Origin of the sequence: Streptomyces roseicoloratus (assembly GCF_004117935.1) — a bacterium.
Taxonomy (GTDB): Bacteria; Actinomycetota; Actinomycetes; order Streptomycetales; family Streptomycetaceae; genus Streptomyces; species Streptomyces roseicoloratus.
Genome location: NZ_SDOY01000180.1, coordinates 9,807 through 25,196 on the forward strand (window position 1 = coordinate 9,807; position 15,390 = coordinate 25,196).

At 71.9% G+C, this 15,390-nt stretch carries 13 protein-coding genes; 4 read left to right on the forward strand and 9 right to left on the reverse strand.

Going from position 1 to position 15,390, the window contains the following annotated elements:
- Nucleotides 1-781: 781 nt before the first annotated feature.
- Nucleotides 782-3,763, forward strand: coding sequence for a DNRLRE domain-containing protein (locus tag ESG85_RS34165; protein WP_128985057.1), 2,982 nt, complete (start codon nucleotides 782-784; stop codon nucleotides 3,761-3,763).
- Between the two features lie 101 nt (nucleotides 3,764-3,864).
- On the opposite strand, the gene ESG85_RS34170 is transcribed toward ESG85_RS34165, so the two are convergent.
- Nucleotides 3,865-4,716: a class I SAM-dependent methyltransferase gene (locus tag ESG85_RS34170; RefSeq protein WP_128985058.1), complete on the reverse strand. Its 852-nt coding sequence runs from the start codon at nucleotides 4,714-4,716 to the stop codon at nucleotides 3,865-3,867.
- A gap of 393 nt (nucleotides 4,717-5,109) precedes the next feature.
- Here ESG85_RS34170 and tpx point away from each other — a divergent pair, with 393 nt between their 5' ends.
- A complete protein-coding gene (gene tpx, locus ESG85_RS34175; protein WP_128985059.1) occupies nucleotides 5,110-5,610 on the forward strand; it encodes a thiol peroxidase in 501 nt (166 codons plus the stop codon).
- Nucleotides 5,611-5,789: 179 nt separating this feature from the next.
- Here tpx and ESG85_RS36845 read toward each other — a convergent pair whose 3' ends face one another.
- Both ESG85_RS36845 and ESG85_RS34185 read right to left on the reverse strand, forming a co-directional pair.
- A complete protein-coding gene (locus tag ESG85_RS36845; RefSeq protein WP_164986389.1) occupies nucleotides 5,790-6,059 on the reverse strand; it encodes a hypothetical protein in 270 nt (89 codons plus the stop codon).
- Nucleotides 6,056-6,634 (reverse strand): hypothetical protein, encoded by a 579-nt coding sequence (locus ESG85_RS34185; RefSeq protein WP_128985061.1) that lies wholly within the window; start codon nucleotides 6,632-6,634, stop codon nucleotides 6,056-6,058. The genes ESG85_RS36845 and ESG85_RS34185 overlap by 4 nt, the downstream gene beginning before the upstream one ends.
- Before the next feature lie 104 nt (nucleotides 6,635-6,738).
- On the opposite strand from ESG85_RS34185, the gene ESG85_RS34190 reads away from it, so the two are divergent.
- Nucleotides 6,739-8,142, forward strand: a complete 1,404-nt coding sequence (locus ESG85_RS34190; protein WP_128985062.1) for an FAD-binding oxidoreductase — start codon at nucleotides 6,739-6,741, stop codon at nucleotides 8,140-8,142.
- A gap of 274 nt (nucleotides 8,143-8,416) precedes the next feature.
- The gene (locus ESG85_RS34195; RefSeq protein WP_128985063.1) at nucleotides 8,417-9,034 is read left to right on the forward strand and encodes a DUF3291 domain-containing protein; all 618 of its coding nucleotides are present in this window, start codon (nucleotides 8,417-8,419) and stop codon (nucleotides 9,032-9,034) included.
- Nucleotides 9,035-9,056: 22 nt separating this feature from the next.
- Here the strand turns inward: ESG85_RS34195 and ESG85_RS34200 are convergent, their stop codons facing one another.
- The 6 genes from ESG85_RS34200 to ESG85_RS34225 form a co-directional block, all read right to left on the reverse strand.
- Entirely contained in the window at nucleotides 9,057-9,683 is a 627-nt protein-coding gene (locus tag ESG85_RS34200) for a LysE family transporter (protein ID WP_128985064.1), read from the reverse strand.
- Nucleotides 9,680-9,961 (reverse strand): DUF2087 domain-containing protein, encoded by a 282-nt coding sequence (locus tag ESG85_RS34205; RefSeq protein ID WP_128985065.1) that lies wholly within the window; start codon nucleotides 9,959-9,961, stop codon nucleotides 9,680-9,682. The genes ESG85_RS34200 and ESG85_RS34205 overlap by 4 nt, the downstream gene beginning before the upstream one ends.
- A 241-nt stretch (nucleotides 9,962-10,202) precedes the next feature.
- Nucleotides 10,203-10,481, reverse strand: a complete 279-nt coding sequence (locus ESG85_RS34210; protein ID WP_128985066.1) for an antibiotic biosynthesis monooxygenase family protein — start codon at nucleotides 10,479-10,481, stop codon at nucleotides 10,203-10,205.
- Nucleotides 10,482-10,583: 102 nt separating this feature from the next.
- Nucleotides 10,584-14,348 (reverse strand): amino acid adenylation domain-containing protein, encoded by a 3,765-nt coding sequence (locus ESG85_RS34215; protein WP_128985067.1) that lies wholly within the window; start codon nucleotides 14,346-14,348, stop codon nucleotides 10,584-10,586.
- A 146-nt stretch (nucleotides 14,349-14,494) separates the two neighbouring features.
- Complete coding sequence (locus tag ESG85_RS34220; protein ID WP_128985068.1) at nucleotides 14,495-15,244, reverse strand: maleylpyruvate isomerase family mycothiol-dependent enzyme; 750 nt, start codon at nucleotides 15,242-15,244, stop codon at nucleotides 14,495-14,497.
- A 6-nt stretch (nucleotides 15,245-15,250) separates the two neighbouring features.
- Nucleotides 15,251-15,390: adenosylhomocysteinase (locus tag ESG85_RS34225; protein ID WP_164986390.1), on the reverse strand; the 140-nt coding region annotated here is incomplete at its 5' end.

The window sequence follows — 15,390 nt, forward strand, 5'->3', positions numbered from 1 at the left end:
CACTGTCCGCCGACTCTTCACGGCGACAGGGAATCAACGAATAGCCCACAGATTGTGCAGAGCGTGGTCACGGAAAATCCACGAACACCAGAGATGTGTGCCGTTACTCACAGCGAATTTCAACACATCGCAGAAGAAAGGGCGTTGGGGTTCAGAGGACGCCGTTGCCTCATGAAGTGGCCCATACACCCACAGAAAGACCAGGTGCACTGAATCCGATCAAGCCTTCGCGTATCGGCTGTCACATTCTCCCGATTCGCACACTATGCCCAGTCCACATCCTGATCGAATCGGCGACAGGTTGGTGAATCGTCAGCTCCGCTCACCCGAATTGGACGCACGTGAGGGTCCGTTCGGTTCCCTCCGGCTTCCCAAGGTGTCGTGACGGGAGCGTGAAGATGGGACATGCTCTGCTCGCACACATCCGCGCATCGCGCGATTCCAAGGGCAGCTCGGCATCCAGGCGCCCGCGGGGGGAAAGGAAGTCATGGACGCCTCGAAAGCCAATGGAGACACGGGCCGACCGGAGTCGGAGGAAACCGACTCCCTCTCACCCGCCCCAACCGATCGCCGACGCGTGACGTCATGGCGGAAGCGCGGCTTCGGCGCGGTCGCGGCGCTCCTCGCGGCGGCCGTCGCCGTGCCCCTGACCGTCCATCTCCGCAGCGGGGATCCTGATGACGGCGACCGAAGGCCGCAAGCCGACAGCGACAGAACGGCACACCGGCCCGTCACTTCGGCCGAGGCGGTACAGGAAGCACGGCGCACCGGCAAGGACGTCGTGGCCACGGCGCTTCACACCGCGAATTCGACGACCTGGGCGCGGCCCGACGGGCTGCTCCGCACCCGCACCCACAGCGACACCATCCGCGCCAAGGTCGGTGGGGAATGGAAGGCCATCGACACGCGACTTCACCGGGTCGAAGGGGGTTACGCGCCCCGGGCGGTCAACGCCCCTCTGCTGTTCAGCGCGGGCACCGCGCAAGCGGCCGGCAGCAGCTCCGACCGGTCCTCGCGGTCACTCGCCCGCCCCGTCCTGCGTCCGCTCGCGACGACCACGGACACGTCGGCCTGGAGCGAACTCGTCCGTCTCGACGTCGACGGCCACGAGCTCGTTGTGAGCTGGCCGGGAGCGCTGCCCGAGCCCGTCGTCAACGGATCCCGAGCCCTGTACGAGAACATCCGGCCCGGCATCGACCTGGTCCTCACCGCCCGCGACAGCGGGTACTCGCACGTCCTTGTCGTGCACACCCCGGAGGCGGCCAAGGACCCTCTGCTGGCCGACCTCGACTACCGCCTCTCCTCGCCCTCGCTGACCTTCACGCTCGACAACACGACACGGGTCGTCACCGCCCGGGACAAGAACGGCAAGGAGATCGCCACCGCACCGACGCCCTACCTCTGGGACTCCGCGGGTCCGCTCAGGACGACGGAGGGTGAGGACACGCCGTCCCCGGACCCCTCCGTGAGGAACACGGCACTCGCCCTCCCAGGGCTCGCCGGCCCGCAGCCCGGAAGCCACGACGCCGTACTCGACGCGACACTCGACGCGGACAACACCCTGGGCATCTCGGTGCGTTCGAAGACGCTTTCCGATCCGGACCTGGTCTATCCGGTCTTCATCGACCCATCCTTCAAGGGGCACAAGAAGAGCTGGACCCTGCTCTACGAGAAGTACCCGTCGTCCAGCTTCTACAACGGCCAGAACTTCAACGACGGGACCAACGAGGCCCGCGTCGGATACGAGGCGACCACCGGCGGAATCTCCCGTTCGGTCTTCAACTTCGAATTCTCCAGCGCCCTTCACGGTGTCACCGTGAAGTCGGCCGCTTTCCACGCCCTTCAGACGTACTCCTGGGGTTGTTCTCCCTACCGGTACGACCTCTGGCTCACCAGCGCCATGAACAGCAGCCACACCTGGAACAACCAGCCGTCGTGGCAGAGCAACGTCGGAAGCGCGACCAACGGATACGGATACAGCGCCACGTCCTGTCCGGACCAGTGGGTGGCCATCAACATCAAGTCGACCGCCCAGGAAGCGGCGACCAAGAAGTGGCCGCAGATCACACTCGGACTGCGCGCGCCCTACGAGAACAACGCCAATTACTGGAAGAAGTTCATGGCCAACGGAGAGACGTCGCCGTACATCGACGTCGTCTACAACCGGGCGCCGAACGAGCCGCTGCAGTCCGCCATGTCGACGACTCCCGGGGGAACGTGTGACTACGCCCCGCTCTTCCCCTCCATCGGCCTGAGCGACATCACCTTCCGCGCGAAGGGAACCGACACGGACGGGAACCTTCGCTACGTCCACATCAAGGTCTGGCCGACCGGTGACACCGCTCATCCCGTCCTCGACGCCAACTTCAGTCCGACCAGCGACGGAACGGCCACCACGACCGTCCTCTCGTCGAAGTTCACCGACGGCAAGACGTACTCGTGGACGGCCTGGACGATCGACTCGGAGGGGGCGGCATCGGCCCAGGGGCCGGCGGGAACATCCGCGTACTGCCAGTTCACGGTCGACAAGACGGCTCCCACCAGTCCTACGGTCACGTCGCTCGGCTACCCGGAGTCCGGTGACGACCAGAGTGTCTGGAGCACGGTCCAGCACGGCACGGTCGGCAACTTCACCTTCTCCGCCAACGACGCTGTCCCGAGCGTGGTGAAGTACGAGTACAGCTTCAACGCCCCTTCGTACGCGTCGGTCGCCGTCGCGTCATCCGCGGGAGCGTCGGTGATCCTGTCACTCAAGCCGCCCCTCGCCGGACCGAACACGCTGTACGTGCGAGCCCGGGACGCGGCCGGCAACGTCTCCGCCCCGACCACCTACGGCTTCTTCGTACGACCCCGGCCTGGCCAGGACAAGCCCGGGGACGCGAGCGGCGACAGCATCCCTGACCTCTACACGATCGACAACAAGGGTGTCCTCCAGCTCTGGTCGGGCCAGGCCGGCGAGCTCGACTCGTCCCTGCCCGCCGCGTACAGCAGCGAGACGGGTGAAGCTCAGCCCGCACCGGAGGGCTACTGGACCGGCGCGCTGATCAGCCATCACGCGGACTGGCTTCCCGGCGACGGAATCACCGACCTCCTCGCTCGCACCAGGTCCGCCGACGGCGTCTACCGGCTGGAGCTGTATCCCGGCGACGGATACGGAAGCTTCGATGTCGCGAAGCGCATGGAGGTCCTCCTCCCGGCCGGGGCCCCGGCACCGTCCGCCCTGACCCAGATCGTCGCGGTCGGCGACGCGACGGGCGACGGATACCCGGACGCCCTGGCCACCACGGCCGACGGCAGCCTCTGGGCGTTCACGGGTTACACGGGCGCTTCCTTCGAGGAAGCGAAGCGGCTGATCTACGGTTCCTGGGCCGACCGGGACATCTTCGTCGCCGGTGACGTCAGCGGCGACGGCGTCCTCGATCTGGTCTTCCGTAACAACACCGCAGGGGAGCTCCGCCGCCGCGAGGGCAAGCGGAACGCCTCCGGGACCGGAACCGATCTCGCCTCCCTGGCCTCGGCCGCGGCCTCCGCGACGCCCACGGATCCTGTGTACAGCCTCGCCCCCGGCTGGGCGCCGGAGAACATGACCCTCTTCATGGGAACCCCGGACTCCAGCGGAGACGGCATTCCCGACTTCTGGGCCATGTACAAGACCGGTGCCGTCCGCTTCTACCGGGGAGGACGTACGCAGCACGAGGCGTCGTACAAGATCGTCATCGATGCCCCGGACGGCCTGTGGGCGGACAAGGTCGCCTTCGGATAGACCGTTCGGCCGCGTCACGTGCGGAAGGCCCCGCCCGGTCGTCGGGTGGGGCCTTCGGGCGGGCAGCAGGGGCGGGAACGTGATCCTCGGGGCTCCTCGGCCTACCAGGCCCGGCCGGACCGACCCGCCTGCCCGGTCCATCGGGCCGGGGACGTCCGCCTCACGCCCCTCACCGCCCACGCACGGGCCGTGAGGTCGATCGAGCCGTCCGGTTCGTGGGGGACGCTCTCCGCGTAGGCCGTGCGGAGGCGGTCGCGGTCGCCCGGGGTGAGGGAGGCCACGTAGCCCGGGGCCGGGCCCTGGCCCGCCAGGAACGGGTCCCAGAGGTCGGCGAAGTCCGCGAAGACGGTCCGGACGTCGATCGGGGCGGTGGTGACGGCCGTCAGGCCGGCTTCCGTCCACAGGCTGTGCAGTCGCTCGGGACGGCACAGCGCGAAGCGCCGGCCCTCGTCGAGCGCGACGGCCGCGGCCGGGTCGACGGTCGCGACCGCGTCCCAGAAGTGGCGCAGGAACGCCATGCCGTCGCCGTAGTCCCAGACGTACGCGGCGACCGTGCCGCCGCCCGGGCGCACCGCGCGCACCAGTTCGGCCGCGCCGGCCGCCGGCTCGGGCAGGAAGTTCAGCGTCAGGCCGCTGACGGCCACGTCGCAGGAGGCGTCGCGTACGGGGAGGGCCATGGCATCGGCCACGGCGAACGCAGTCCGCGCGCCCCCGCCGACGGTGAGGGTCGCCGCGCGGACGAACGGCTCCGACCGGTCCACGCCCAGCAGCGTGCGCGGTCGGCAGCCTTCCGCCACCGCCGTCGACAGGGCGCCCGTACCGCAGCCCACGTCCAGCCAGCTCAGGCCTTCCGGCGGGGCGAGCCACTCCGTGAAGCGGGCCGCGACGAGCCGACTCCACCGGCCCATGTACCGCTCGTACGCCGGGCCGGACTCCCAGGGGTCCGTCCTCATGCTCTCCGCGTTCCGTGCGTTCTCCGCGTTCGCTGCGTTTTCCGCCTTCCCTGCGTTCCCTGCGTTCTTCGTGTTCTCCGCATTCCTCGTGTCCTTCGTGTTCTCCCCGTCCAAGGCGCGCCACCTCTCGCCGCCCCCGCCCCCGCCCCCCTCCGCCCAGCGCCCCCTCCGTCCAGCGTCCCCTTCTTCCCCGGCGGCAGCCAGCGCAGCCGCCGCGGCAGACCACCGGTCGGTGACCGGCCGGTCACCGGAACGGCCGAGGCCGTCGACCACCGGCCGTTCCGGTGGCCGGGATACGCGCGCGCCCCGGCGCCGCCGCGGAATACCATCGGGCCGTCGGTGGCTGATCACAGCTGACGACAGCTACATCCTCAGTCGAAGGAGAGAATCCTCATGGCGCAGGTCGCGCTCAAGGGCAACCCCGTTACGGTCGACGGCACCCTGCCCGCCACGGGCAGCCAGGCTCCCGCGTTCACCCTGGTCGGCGAGGGTCTCGCGGACAAGACGCTGAAGGACTTCGAGGGCAGGCGCAAGGTCCTCAACATCTTCCCGAGCGTGGACACGCCCACCTGCGCCGCGTCGGTGCGCGCCTTCAACGCCAAGGCCTCCGAGCTGGACAACACCGTGGTCCTCTGCATCTCCGCGGACCTGCCCTTCGCCCAGGCCCGCTTCTGCGGCGCCGAGGGCCTGGAGAACGTGCAGAGCCTCTCCACCCTGCGCGGCCGCGAGTTCCACACCGACTACGGTGTCGCGATCGCCGACGGCCCGCTGGCCGGTCTGACCGCCCGCGCCGTCGTCGTCCTCGACGCGGACGACAAGGTCCTCCACACGGAGCTCGTCAACGAGATCTCCCAGGAGCCGAACTACGAGGCCGCCCTCGCCGCCCTGAAGTAAGCACCTCCCGGCGGCACCGCAGAGCGCGTCGCAGAGCGGTCGCGGAACGCACCGCAGCAGCGCGGCCGCCCGCCCGCGGGCCCGCCCGGCAGCACCCGCCGGGCGGGCCCCCGCGTTGCGGAGGCCAGGGCCTCCGTTTTTCCGTCACCGGGCGCGCGCCCGGCCCTCCGCGCCTACGATCACGGCATGCCACGCGACAACCGTTCAGGCCACAGGCCCTCCGCCTCCGGCGGCTCCCGCCTCTCCCTCTGGTCGAAGAACTCCTTCCTCTCCATCGGGTCGGTCGGGTCCTTCATGTCCATCGGGTCCGTCGGCTCCTCCTTCTCCATCGGGTCCGCCGGCTCCGCCTTCTCCATCGGGTCCGTCGGGTCCTTCCTCAGCGTCGGCTCCCTGCTGTCGGCCCGTTCGGTCCTCGCCGTCATGTCCTGGCGGTCGACGCGCGCGGTCATGAGTTCGCGCAGTCGGCGACCGGGGTCACCGCCAGCACGTCCGTGACCAGGATCTCGACCGTACGGCCCCGCACCTCCAGGGCCAGGGCGCCGCTGCCGCGGGTGAGTTCTCCGCACCAGCGGCCCGTGGACGTCGTCACCTCCACCGCGCCGCCCTGCCCGGCGGCCGGTGGCGTCTCCGGCGCCGGCCACCACGCGCTCGTCGCCGCGAGGGCCGTCAGGAGGACCGTGATGAAGGTCAGGACCAGGCCGGTGCGCAGACGGCGGGCGGCGCGCACGGGGTCGTCGGGGGTCGCCGAGTGCGGCCAGGCGGTCCGGCCGACGAGGTAGACCGCCAGGATGGCGACGAACAGGGCGACCAGGACCAGGACGCCCGCCACGGCCTCGACGCCGCGCGGGGCCGTGGAGCCGGAGCCGCCGGCCTTGAGCGCGCCGCACAGGCCGACGAAGCCCAGGGCCGCCAGTTGGAGCGTCAGCCAGCCGCGGGCCGAGGCCTGGACCCCGTGCGCGTCGCCGGCGTTCCTGCTCCCGGTGCCTCCGGCGTCACCAGCGCCGCTCGTGGCCGTGTCGCTCATGGCCGCAAGGATGCCGACGCCCGGGCCCGGCAGGCGGGGTGCCACGCCGAGGGGCAGACTGAAGACGTAGCGCGGCCGGTCGGGGGTGCCCTGGAGGAGTGACCATGGGCGGCACAGCTGTGGAGACCCTGCGCGAGCGGCTGCGGGGCGACGTGATCGGACCCGAGGACCCCGGATACGACGAGGCCCGGACGATCTACAACGCGATGATCGACCGGCGGCCCGCGGTCGTCGCGCGGTGCGCCGACGTGACGGACGTACGGACCGCCGTGCGCTACGCCCGTGACGCCGGCATGGACCTGGCCGTGCGCGGCGGCGGCCACAGCGGCGGCGGGCTGTGCGTGGTCGACGACGCCCTCGTCGTCGACCTCTCGGCCGGGCTGCGCTGGGTACGGGTCGATCCCGAGTCCCGTACGGCCCTGGTGGGCGGCGGCAGCCGGCTCGGCGACCTGGACCACGAGGCACACGGCTACGGGCTCGCCACGCCGGCCGGTGTGATGTCGACGACCGGGGTCGGCGGGCTCACGCTCGGCGGCGGGCACGGGCATCTGACCCGCGCCTACGGGCTGACGATCGACAACCTGATCGGCGCGGACGTGGTCCTCGCCGACGGGACGACGGTCACCGCCTCGGCCGACGAGCACCCGGACCTCTTCTGGGCGCTGCGCGGCGGCGGCGGCAACTTCGGCATCGTCACCGCCTTCCGGTTCGCCCTGCACCCGGTGGACACGGTCGGGCTCGCCGTCACGCTGTGGGAGCCGGAGCACATCGGCGCGGTGCTGCGCTGGTACCGGGAGTTCCTGCCGGCGGCCGGCGAGGACCTGAACGGTTTCTTCGCGACGCTGGTGGTGGCGCCGGGGCCGCCGTTCCCGGAGGAGATCCACGGGAAGAGGATGTGCGGCGTGGTGTGGTGCTCCACGGGGGCGACGGACGAGGAGAGCCTGGCGAAGACGTTCGCGCCGGTCGCCGAACCGGCCCCGCCCGCCTTCCACTTCGCGACGCCGATCCCGTACCCGGGGATCCAGACGTTGTTCGACGAGCTGATCCCGAAGGGGCTCCAGTGGTACTGGCGCGGTGACTTCTTCGACCGCGTCACGGACGGCGCGATCGACGTGCACGGCACCTTCCTGGACAACATCCCGAGCGACCTCACGACGATGCACCTCTATCCGGTCGACGGCGCCGCCCACCGGCCCGGTCCGATGGACACCGCGTGGGCCTACCGTGACGCGGTCTGGTCGGGCGTGATCGCCGGCATCAGCCGGGATCCGGCGGACGCGGACGCGCTCCGCTCGTGGGCCGTGGACTACTGGGACGCGATCCATCCGCACTCGATGGGCGGTGGGTACGTCAACTTCATCGGCCAGGACGAGGGCGGCGACCGGGTCCGGTCGACGTACCGGGGCCACTACGACCGGCTGGCCGAGGTGAAGCGCACGTACGACCCGGACAACGTCTTCCACCACAACCAGAACATCCGCCCGGCATCGGCGGCGGCCGCCGCCTAGCGGCACCGCCCCCCCGCCACCCCACCGGGTCCCCGCCACCCCACCGGACCCCCGCCACCCCACCGGACCCCCGCCACCCCACCGGGTCCCCGCCACCCCACCGGACCCGCGACCCCGGAGCCCCGGGGCGCGGCCTCCAATTCCCCTCCCCCGGAGGGCATTCGAGCAGCGAAAACGCAACTTCGACAGCGCCTGCGAAGGCGGCTACGTTCACGTGGTCCCGTCCCGGCGATCACCCGTGGTCGCCCGGGAGTCCCCGACCAGGGAGTGACGCATGCCCCGCCTCGCGCTGTACACCTTCGGCACCCTGAAGGCCCCCCTCGCGACCGCCTCGCCCCTCACCCGCGCACTCCAGGAGACCGGCGCGACCGTCTACGGAACGATCACCGCGCACCCCGGCTACCTCGGCCGCGCCCAGGCGGCGGGCGGTGGCGGGGGCACGCACTTCGACCTGGACTGGGGCGCGTGGGGCGAGTTCGTCGTGCCGGCCTGGTACGACAAGGGCCGTACGGCCGGGACAGTCGCCCTGGACGCGACCCTCTCGCTCTGGACCGACGTCGACTCGGCCTTCGACGCCGTCTACACCGGAGTGCACCGCGAGGCGCTGACCAGGCGCCACGACTGGTTCGAGCGGACGGGCCGCCCGAGCCACACGTGCTGGTGGACGGCCGACGACACGAATCCCACCTGGCAGGACGGCGTCTCCCGCCTGGAACACCTCGCCACCCACGGCCCCGGCCCCCGCGCCTTCACGTTCCAGCGGGCCTTCGCCGCGGACGGGGCGCCGGCCTCGGACGGTCGGAGCACCGACGACCGCGCCCGGGCACCGCGCCGGCTCCAGGACCACGCCGAGGAGCACCTCGACGTCGGCTTCCTGGAGCGGCGCCACTGACACCGGCCCGGGCCGCCCTCCCCTACCCCACCAACCGCACCGCCAGCACCACGATCAGCGTGCTCGACGCCAGGGTCGTCGTCAGGCGGCCTCGGGGGCCCGTGAGGGTGCGGCCGAGGAGGGTGCCGCCGGTGGCGAGGAGGAGTTGCCAGCTGGCCGAGGCGGCCAGGGCCGCGAGGACGAAGGCGGTGCGCTCGGCCACGGACGACGGCGCGTCGGGGCCCGTCGCGAGGACGAGCGCGGCGAAGTAGATCACCGTCATCGGGTTGAGGACCGTGATGCCCAGGAAGGTGAGGTAGGCACGGCCCGGGCCGGGGCCCGCGGTGCCGTCGTCGCGGGAGGCCAGGTCGCCGGCGCGGTGGGCCCGTACGGCCGCCGTCGCCGCCCGTACCGCCAGGATCACCAGGACCGCGGCGGAGATCCAGCGCAGGGGGGTCGTCACGGGGGTGAGGAGCGGGACGAGGACGGAGCCGCCCGCGACGGCGAGGAGGGCGTACAGGCCGTCCGCGGTGGCTACGCCGAGCGCCGCGGCTGCGCCCGTGCGCCAGCCGGTACGGGCGGTGACGGCGACCAGATACGCGGCGACCGCTCCGACCGGGATCGCGATGCCGTAGCCGGCCAGCAGGCCGGCCACCGCCGCGGCGATCACGCGACGGCGGAGGTCGCTCCTACGGGGGCGCCGGGCTGTCGCTGGTAGGCCGAGCCGTCCTTCGTACGGGCGAGCTGCCCGCCGACGACCAGATGGCGGCGCAGGGCCGGGAAGTCCTCGTGCACGGTCTTCAGCGCCTCGTTGACCTCACGCTCGGTGTACACGCGGGCCGGCTCGAAGAGCGTGGCGGCGAGGTGGTCGAGCAGGGCGGCCCGGCGGGCGGGCCTGCGCGGGATCGCCGTGAGGCGCCCGTCGGCGGCGAACAGATCGGAAACCATGCCGTGCAGCGTCCCGCCCGGCCCCGACCGTCCGCAACGGAATTACCGCCGCCGGGGGGCGGGGCCTCGGGGCGGCGGAGGTCTCGGGGCGCCGAGGTCTCGGGGCGACGGGCCTCGGGGCGCCGGGCCTCGGCGCTGTGGGCCTCGGGGCAGCGGGGCTTCGGGTCGCCGGGCCGCCGGAGCCCGCCGCCCTCGCGGTCTCCCGTCGCTCCGCCGCCCCCGCAGGCCCCGCCGCCTCCCCCTACTTCACGATCACGTTCGTCAGCGGCTCGATCCTCGGCGCCGCCGACGACATCCCCGCCTCCTGGAAGATCGGCATCGCCTGCTGCATGAAGGACCGGAACGCGTCCTCCGACTCCCAGAAGTCGACCACCCGCCAGCCGCCCGAGCCGTCCGGCCCCGCCGCGTGGGCGATGAAGCCGGCCGGCGGGAACCAGTCGGCCTTCGTGATCCGCTCCGTGGTGCGCTCGTACGCCTCCTGGGTGCCGCCGGGGATCTCGACGGTGACGATGACGGCCATGGCTGCTGCTCCCGTACGCGTGGGGGGGGGTGAAGGGTCCCACCCAGCACACCAGCCGCGTGCCCCGCCTCGCATCGCGACCGCGTCCGAACGAGTCGGCCCTCACCGCCCCAGCCGGTAGCGGATCTGCTTCACCAGTTCCTTCAGGTCCGGTGCCCGCAGCAGGCTGTAGTGGTCCGCCGACAGTTCCACCACCGTCGGTGGGCGGGTCGACCAGCCGGTCGTGTGCTCCAGGAACGAGTAGTCGTCGCCCTGCGCCTTGAAGATCGTGACGGGGCACGAGACCCGGCGCTCCGTCAGCTCCCTGAAGGTGTACGTGAAGTCGAAGGTCTTCTCGACGATCGCGATGATCCGGGCCACCAGGTCCGGTTCCAGTGCCGGGAAGCGCTCCGTCACATACCGCGCGAACGACTCCGCGTCCGTCGCCGGGACGTCCTCCAGGCCGCCCGCGAAGACCGAGTACAGGATCCGGGTGAAAGCCGGGTTGTCGTAGCGCGCGCCGCCGGCCGCCGACTCCGCGCGGACCTTCGGCGAGCCCGGCGCGATCAGGAACAGGTGCTCCACCTGCTCCCCCGCCGCCTCCAGCAGGTGCGCCGCCTCGAAGGCGACGCGGGCGCCGAAGGAGTAGCCCCACAGGGTGTACGGGCCCGTCGGCTGGCGCCTGCGGATGGCCTCGACGTCGGCCGCGGCCATCTCGCGGATGGTGTCGTACGGGGCCTCGCCGCGGTTGATGCCGTGCGCCTGGACACCGTAGAACGGGCGGTCGACGCCCGCCTCCTCCGCCAGGAAGCGGAGGTTCATGGTGTAGCCGCCGAGGCCCGGCCAGCAGTAGACGGGCGAGCGGTCGCCGCGCGCGTGCAGCCGGACCAGGCGCGAGGCGGGCGTCGCGGCGGCGCCGTCCACGCGGTGGGCCAGCTTCTCGATCGTCGGCGCCTCGAAGAGCACCTGGAGCGGGAGGCGCGCCTGGGGGAACCCGCGGTTGATCTTGGTGATCAGCGAGACGGCGATGAGCGAGTTGCCGCCGGACTCGAAGAAGTCGTCCTGGACGGAGACCGCCCCGGCCTCCTCGTAGCGGAGGGCCGCCGCCCAGATCTCCGCGAGCCGCCGCTCGGTGGCCGTGCGCGGCAGGACGTGCGGCCGGCCGTGCAGACCGGCGTTGACGACGGCGAGCTCGGCCAGCGCCTTGGTGTCGACCTTGCCGTTGGCGGACAGCGGCAGCCGGTCGAGGACCACGACCCGGTTGGGGATCATGTAGTCCGGCAGGTGGTGGACGAGGTCGTCGCGGATCATCTCCGCGGGGCCCTTCATGTGGACGGTGTCCTCGTACATGCCCTCGCTGCGCCGCTGCTCCTCGCCGACCTTCCCGCCGACGAAGAAGTACGAGGGGCCCGTCGGCCGGCCGGCCGCGGCGAGGATCTCGTCCATGCGGCGCGCGGCGGGCAGCGGGTGGCCGGACATGGAGCTGTAGCCGGAGGCCATGAATCCCAGTTCGTGTCCCCGCCCGTGCCCCCGCCCCTGTCCCGGTCCGTGGCCGCCGAGTTGGAGGCGTTGCAGGGCGCGGCCCAGGTCGATGTACGCGCGCCAGGACTCGGCCGTGCGGCTGATCACCGTGATGCCGACGCTCGCCCGCTCGTACACCGCCTGGTTGATCGCGATGACGTGCTTCTTCTCCACCAGGGAGGGCGAAAGGGCCGTCAACTCGCCGTCGGCGTAGGCGTACTGGCCGGCCGGGAGGTCCGCCACCCGGCCCGGGTGGGACTGGACGTAGAGGTCGACCTCCGGTTCGTGGGCCGCCGCCGACTCGCTGTCGTACGGGGCCAGTTCGAAGACGCCCAGGTCGGCGGGGCCCGCTCCGGCCCGTACCGGGCGGATGGCGAGGCCGAGCGGCGGAAGGATCTCCTCGAACAGGCCGACCATGTGGCCCGTCTCGATCTCCAGGACCTCGCGGATGTTGTTCCGGTAGACCGGCTCGATCGCCTCCCGCTTCCCGCGGAAGGCGAACCGGACGTACGGCTCCCCCTGCGGCACGTCCAGCGGCCGCATCAGGTGCAGCTGGTGGTGGACCGGGTGGTGGTAGTACGTGCCCGGTTCCAGGCCCGCGACGCCGCGCAGTTCCACGTACAGCTGGGTCGCGTAGAGGGCGCCCGGGGAGGCGTAGCCGTACTTCGGGAGCAGGCGCTCCTCGCTGAGGAACTGGCCGAACCAGCGCAGGATCTCGCCCAGGTCGCCGGCGGTCAGGCTGCCGACCGCGCGCGAGCCGATCGCCTCGGGGCGGCGGGACAGCGCCGCCAGGACGTCGTCCTTGGTGACGGGGCCGCCGTCGTAGAAGCGGTAGGTCTTGCGGGCGAAGACGGTGCGGCGCATCCGCTCGGTGGGCGTGCGGCCCGGGAGCTCGACGACGGGACGGCCGGCCAGTTCGGCGTCGCCGAGGGTGCCCGCGTTGGACAGCTGCGCCTTGACCTGGAGTTTGGACTCCTTGGACTGGTGGTGGGCGCCGTGGTTGCCCTGGTCCATCAGGGCGGCTTCCTTCGGGGACAGCTCGACGCAGGCGACCAGGTTCTGGAAGCCGGTGCGGGGCTCGTCCTTGACGATGACGGCGGCGTTCCTGACCCAGTCGTGGTTCTCGATGGCGAGCGCGATCTCGTCGAGCTCGACACGGAAGCCGCGCAGCTTGATCTGGTTGTCCGCCCGGCCCGTGAAGTGCACGGTGCCGTCCTCGTCGATCGTGGCGAGGTCACCGGTGCGGTAGAGGCGTTCGCCGTCCTCGTCCGTCACGAACCGCTCGGCGGTGAGCTCGGGCCGGTCCAGGTACCCCCGCGCGACCTGGACGCCGCCGACGCACAGTTCGCCGTCGCGTATCCGGAAGGTGGTGTCGTACGCGGGTCTGCCGATGGGTATCGCGGGCGGGCCGTCGGCGACGGCGGACCGGTCGACGGTGTGCGAGGAGGCGTTGATGGTGCACTCGGTGGGGCCGTAGAGGTTGATCAGCTCGGCATCGGGCAGCTCGGCGAGGATCCGGACGGCCAGGTTGCGGGAGAGGATCTCGCCGCCCGAGTAGACCCTGCGCAGACTGGTGCAGGTGCCGAGGCGCTCGGTGTCGACGAGGGCCTGGAGCAGGGTCGGCACGCACTGGAGCATGGTGGCGCCGTGCCGCCGCACGGTGTCGATCAGGCCCTCCGGGTCGCGGTGGACCCCGAGCGGACCCATGGCGACGCGGGCGCCGACGGCCGGGGCGAGGATCTCCCACTGGGCGGCGTCGAAGCTCATCGGCGTCTTCTGGACGACGGTCTCGCCGGGGCCGAGCCGGTGCTCACCGGCCATCCAGCGCATCTGGGCGACGATCGAGCGGTGCTCGACCATCACGCCCTTGGGCCGGCCGGTGGAGCCGGAGGTGTAGATGACGTACGCGAGCTGCCCCGGATGCACCTCCGGCTCGCGGACGGGCCGGTGGTCGCCGCCGGCGCGCCAGGCGTGCCGCACGGCGTCCTCGAGGGTGACCACGGTGGTGCCGGGCGGCGCGAGTTCGGTGACGCGCTCGCGGAAGCGTTCCTGGGTGAGGACGACCCGGGCGCCGCTGTCCTCGATCATGTAGCGCAGCCGCTCCTCCGGGTACTCCGGGGACAGCGGCACGTACGCGCCGCCGGACAGCACCACGCCCCACGCGCCGATCACCAGTTCGAGCGCGGGTTCGGCGTGGACGCCGACCCGGTCGTCGGCGCGGACGCCGAGGGTGCGGAGGTACGCGCCGAGGACGGCGGCGCCCTCGTGGAGCTCGCGGAAGGAGAGGGTGTCGTCCTCGAAGACGACGGCGGTGTCGTCGGGCCGCGCGTCCACCTGGGCGCGCAGGAGCCGGTCGAGCGTGGACATAGGGGTCCTCTTCGTTCTCTCGGTGAGTGAGGAAGGGGCTCTGCGTGAGCGAGGACGGACGCGGGCCCCGGTCCCCGAGTGCGCCGTGGACCACGGCGCACTCGGGGACCGGGGCCCGCCGCCCTCAGGCCGTCCTCAGGCCGTCCTCAGCGGTAGATGAGGAGTTCCTGCTCCGTCGCGCCCGTCAGTTCGTAGCGGGTGCGCACCAGGGGCCGGCCCGCGTAGATGCGGATCAGGGTGGCCGCGTCGCCGTGGAAGCGGGCCGGGGCCCGGCCCTCGATCGCGTTGCCGAGGGCCACCTCCTCGCCGCCGAGGTCCGCCAGGACGCCGACCAGCCGCGGGGTCTCCCGCTTGCGGCTGGTGACGGACAGCAGCGGCAGGGCGAGCGCGAGCGCCTCGCCGCAGTAGGCGCCGGGCTCGCCGAAGGCCTCCCGCACGTCTCCTGCGTGGACCCATTCGCCGAGGGCCACGGCGTCGAGCCGGTCGTCCTCCCATGCGGCGATCACCGGGCCGGCCTCGGTGAGGCCGCGTTCCAGCTCGTCGAGGACCCGGCCGAGCGGCCAGTCCGCGCGTTCGGCCACGTCGCGGGCGTTGGCCTCGGGCAGGAAGACGCCCTCCTCCAGGCGGCCCTCGACGATCCTGACGAGGGCCGCGCCGCAGTGCGCCAGCACCTGCCGGACGGTCCAGCCCGGGCAGGCGGTGCGCAGCTCGTACGCCTCCTCGGGCATGCGCCGCAGCAGCGGCATCAGCAGGTCCCGCTCCGTCCGCAGGAGACGGTCCGGGAGCCACGGGTCACGTTCCGCGTCGCCGCGTCCGAAGGGCTCGACGGACCCGATGGACCCGATGGACTCGATGGACTCGACGCGTTCGCCGCGTTCGATGCAGTCGGTACACATGCGGCATCAGTAGCGGTAGTGGTCCGGCTTGTACGGGCCCTCCACCGGGACGCCGATGTACTCGGCCTGCTCGGGGCGGAGGGTCGTGAGCCGGACGCCGAGGGCGTCGAGGTGGAGGCGGGCGACCTTCTCGTCCAGGTGCTTCG

What these genes read in the sequence shown, in the direction of transcription:
- ESG85_RS34170 (WP_128985058.1), bottom strand. Translation starts at nt 4,716, where the DNA reads ATGAGGACGGACCCCTGGGAGTCCGGCCCGGCGTACGAGCGGTACATG.
- tpx (WP_128985059.1), top strand. Translation starts at nt 5,110, where the DNA reads ATGGCGCAGGTCGCGCTCAAGGGCAACCCCGTTACGGTCGACGGCACC.
- ESG85_RS36845 (WP_164986389.1), bottom strand. Translation starts at nt 6,059, where the DNA reads ATGACCGCGCGCGTCGACCGCCAGGACATGACGGCGAGGACCGAACGG.
- ESG85_RS34185 (WP_128985061.1), bottom strand. Translation starts at nt 6,634, where the DNA reads ATGAGCGACACGGCCACGAGCGGCGCTGGTGACGCCGGAGGCACCGGG.
- ESG85_RS34190 (WP_128985062.1), top strand. Translation starts at nt 6,739, where the DNA reads ATGGGCGGCACAGCTGTGGAGACCCTGCGCGAGCGGCTGCGGGGCGAC.
- ESG85_RS34195 (WP_128985063.1), top strand. Translation starts at nt 8,417, where the DNA reads ATGCCCCGCCTCGCGCTGTACACCTTCGGCACCCTGAAGGCCCCCCTC.
- ESG85_RS34205 (WP_128985065.1), bottom strand. Translation starts at nt 9,961, where the DNA reads ATGGTTTCCGATCTGTTCGCCGCCGACGGGCGCCTCACGGCGATCCCG.
- ESG85_RS34210 (WP_128985066.1), bottom strand. Translation starts at nt 10,481, where the DNA reads ATGGCCGTCATCGTCACCGTCGAGATCCCCGGCGGCACCCAGGAGGCG.
- ESG85_RS34215 (WP_128985067.1), bottom strand. Translation starts at nt 14,348, where the DNA reads ATGTCCACGCTCGACCGGCTCCTGCGCGCCCAGGTGGACGCGCGGCCC.
- ESG85_RS34220 (WP_128985068.1), bottom strand. Translation starts at nt 15,244, where the DNA reads ATGTGTACCGACTGCATCGAACGCGGCGAACGCGTCGAGTCCATCGAG.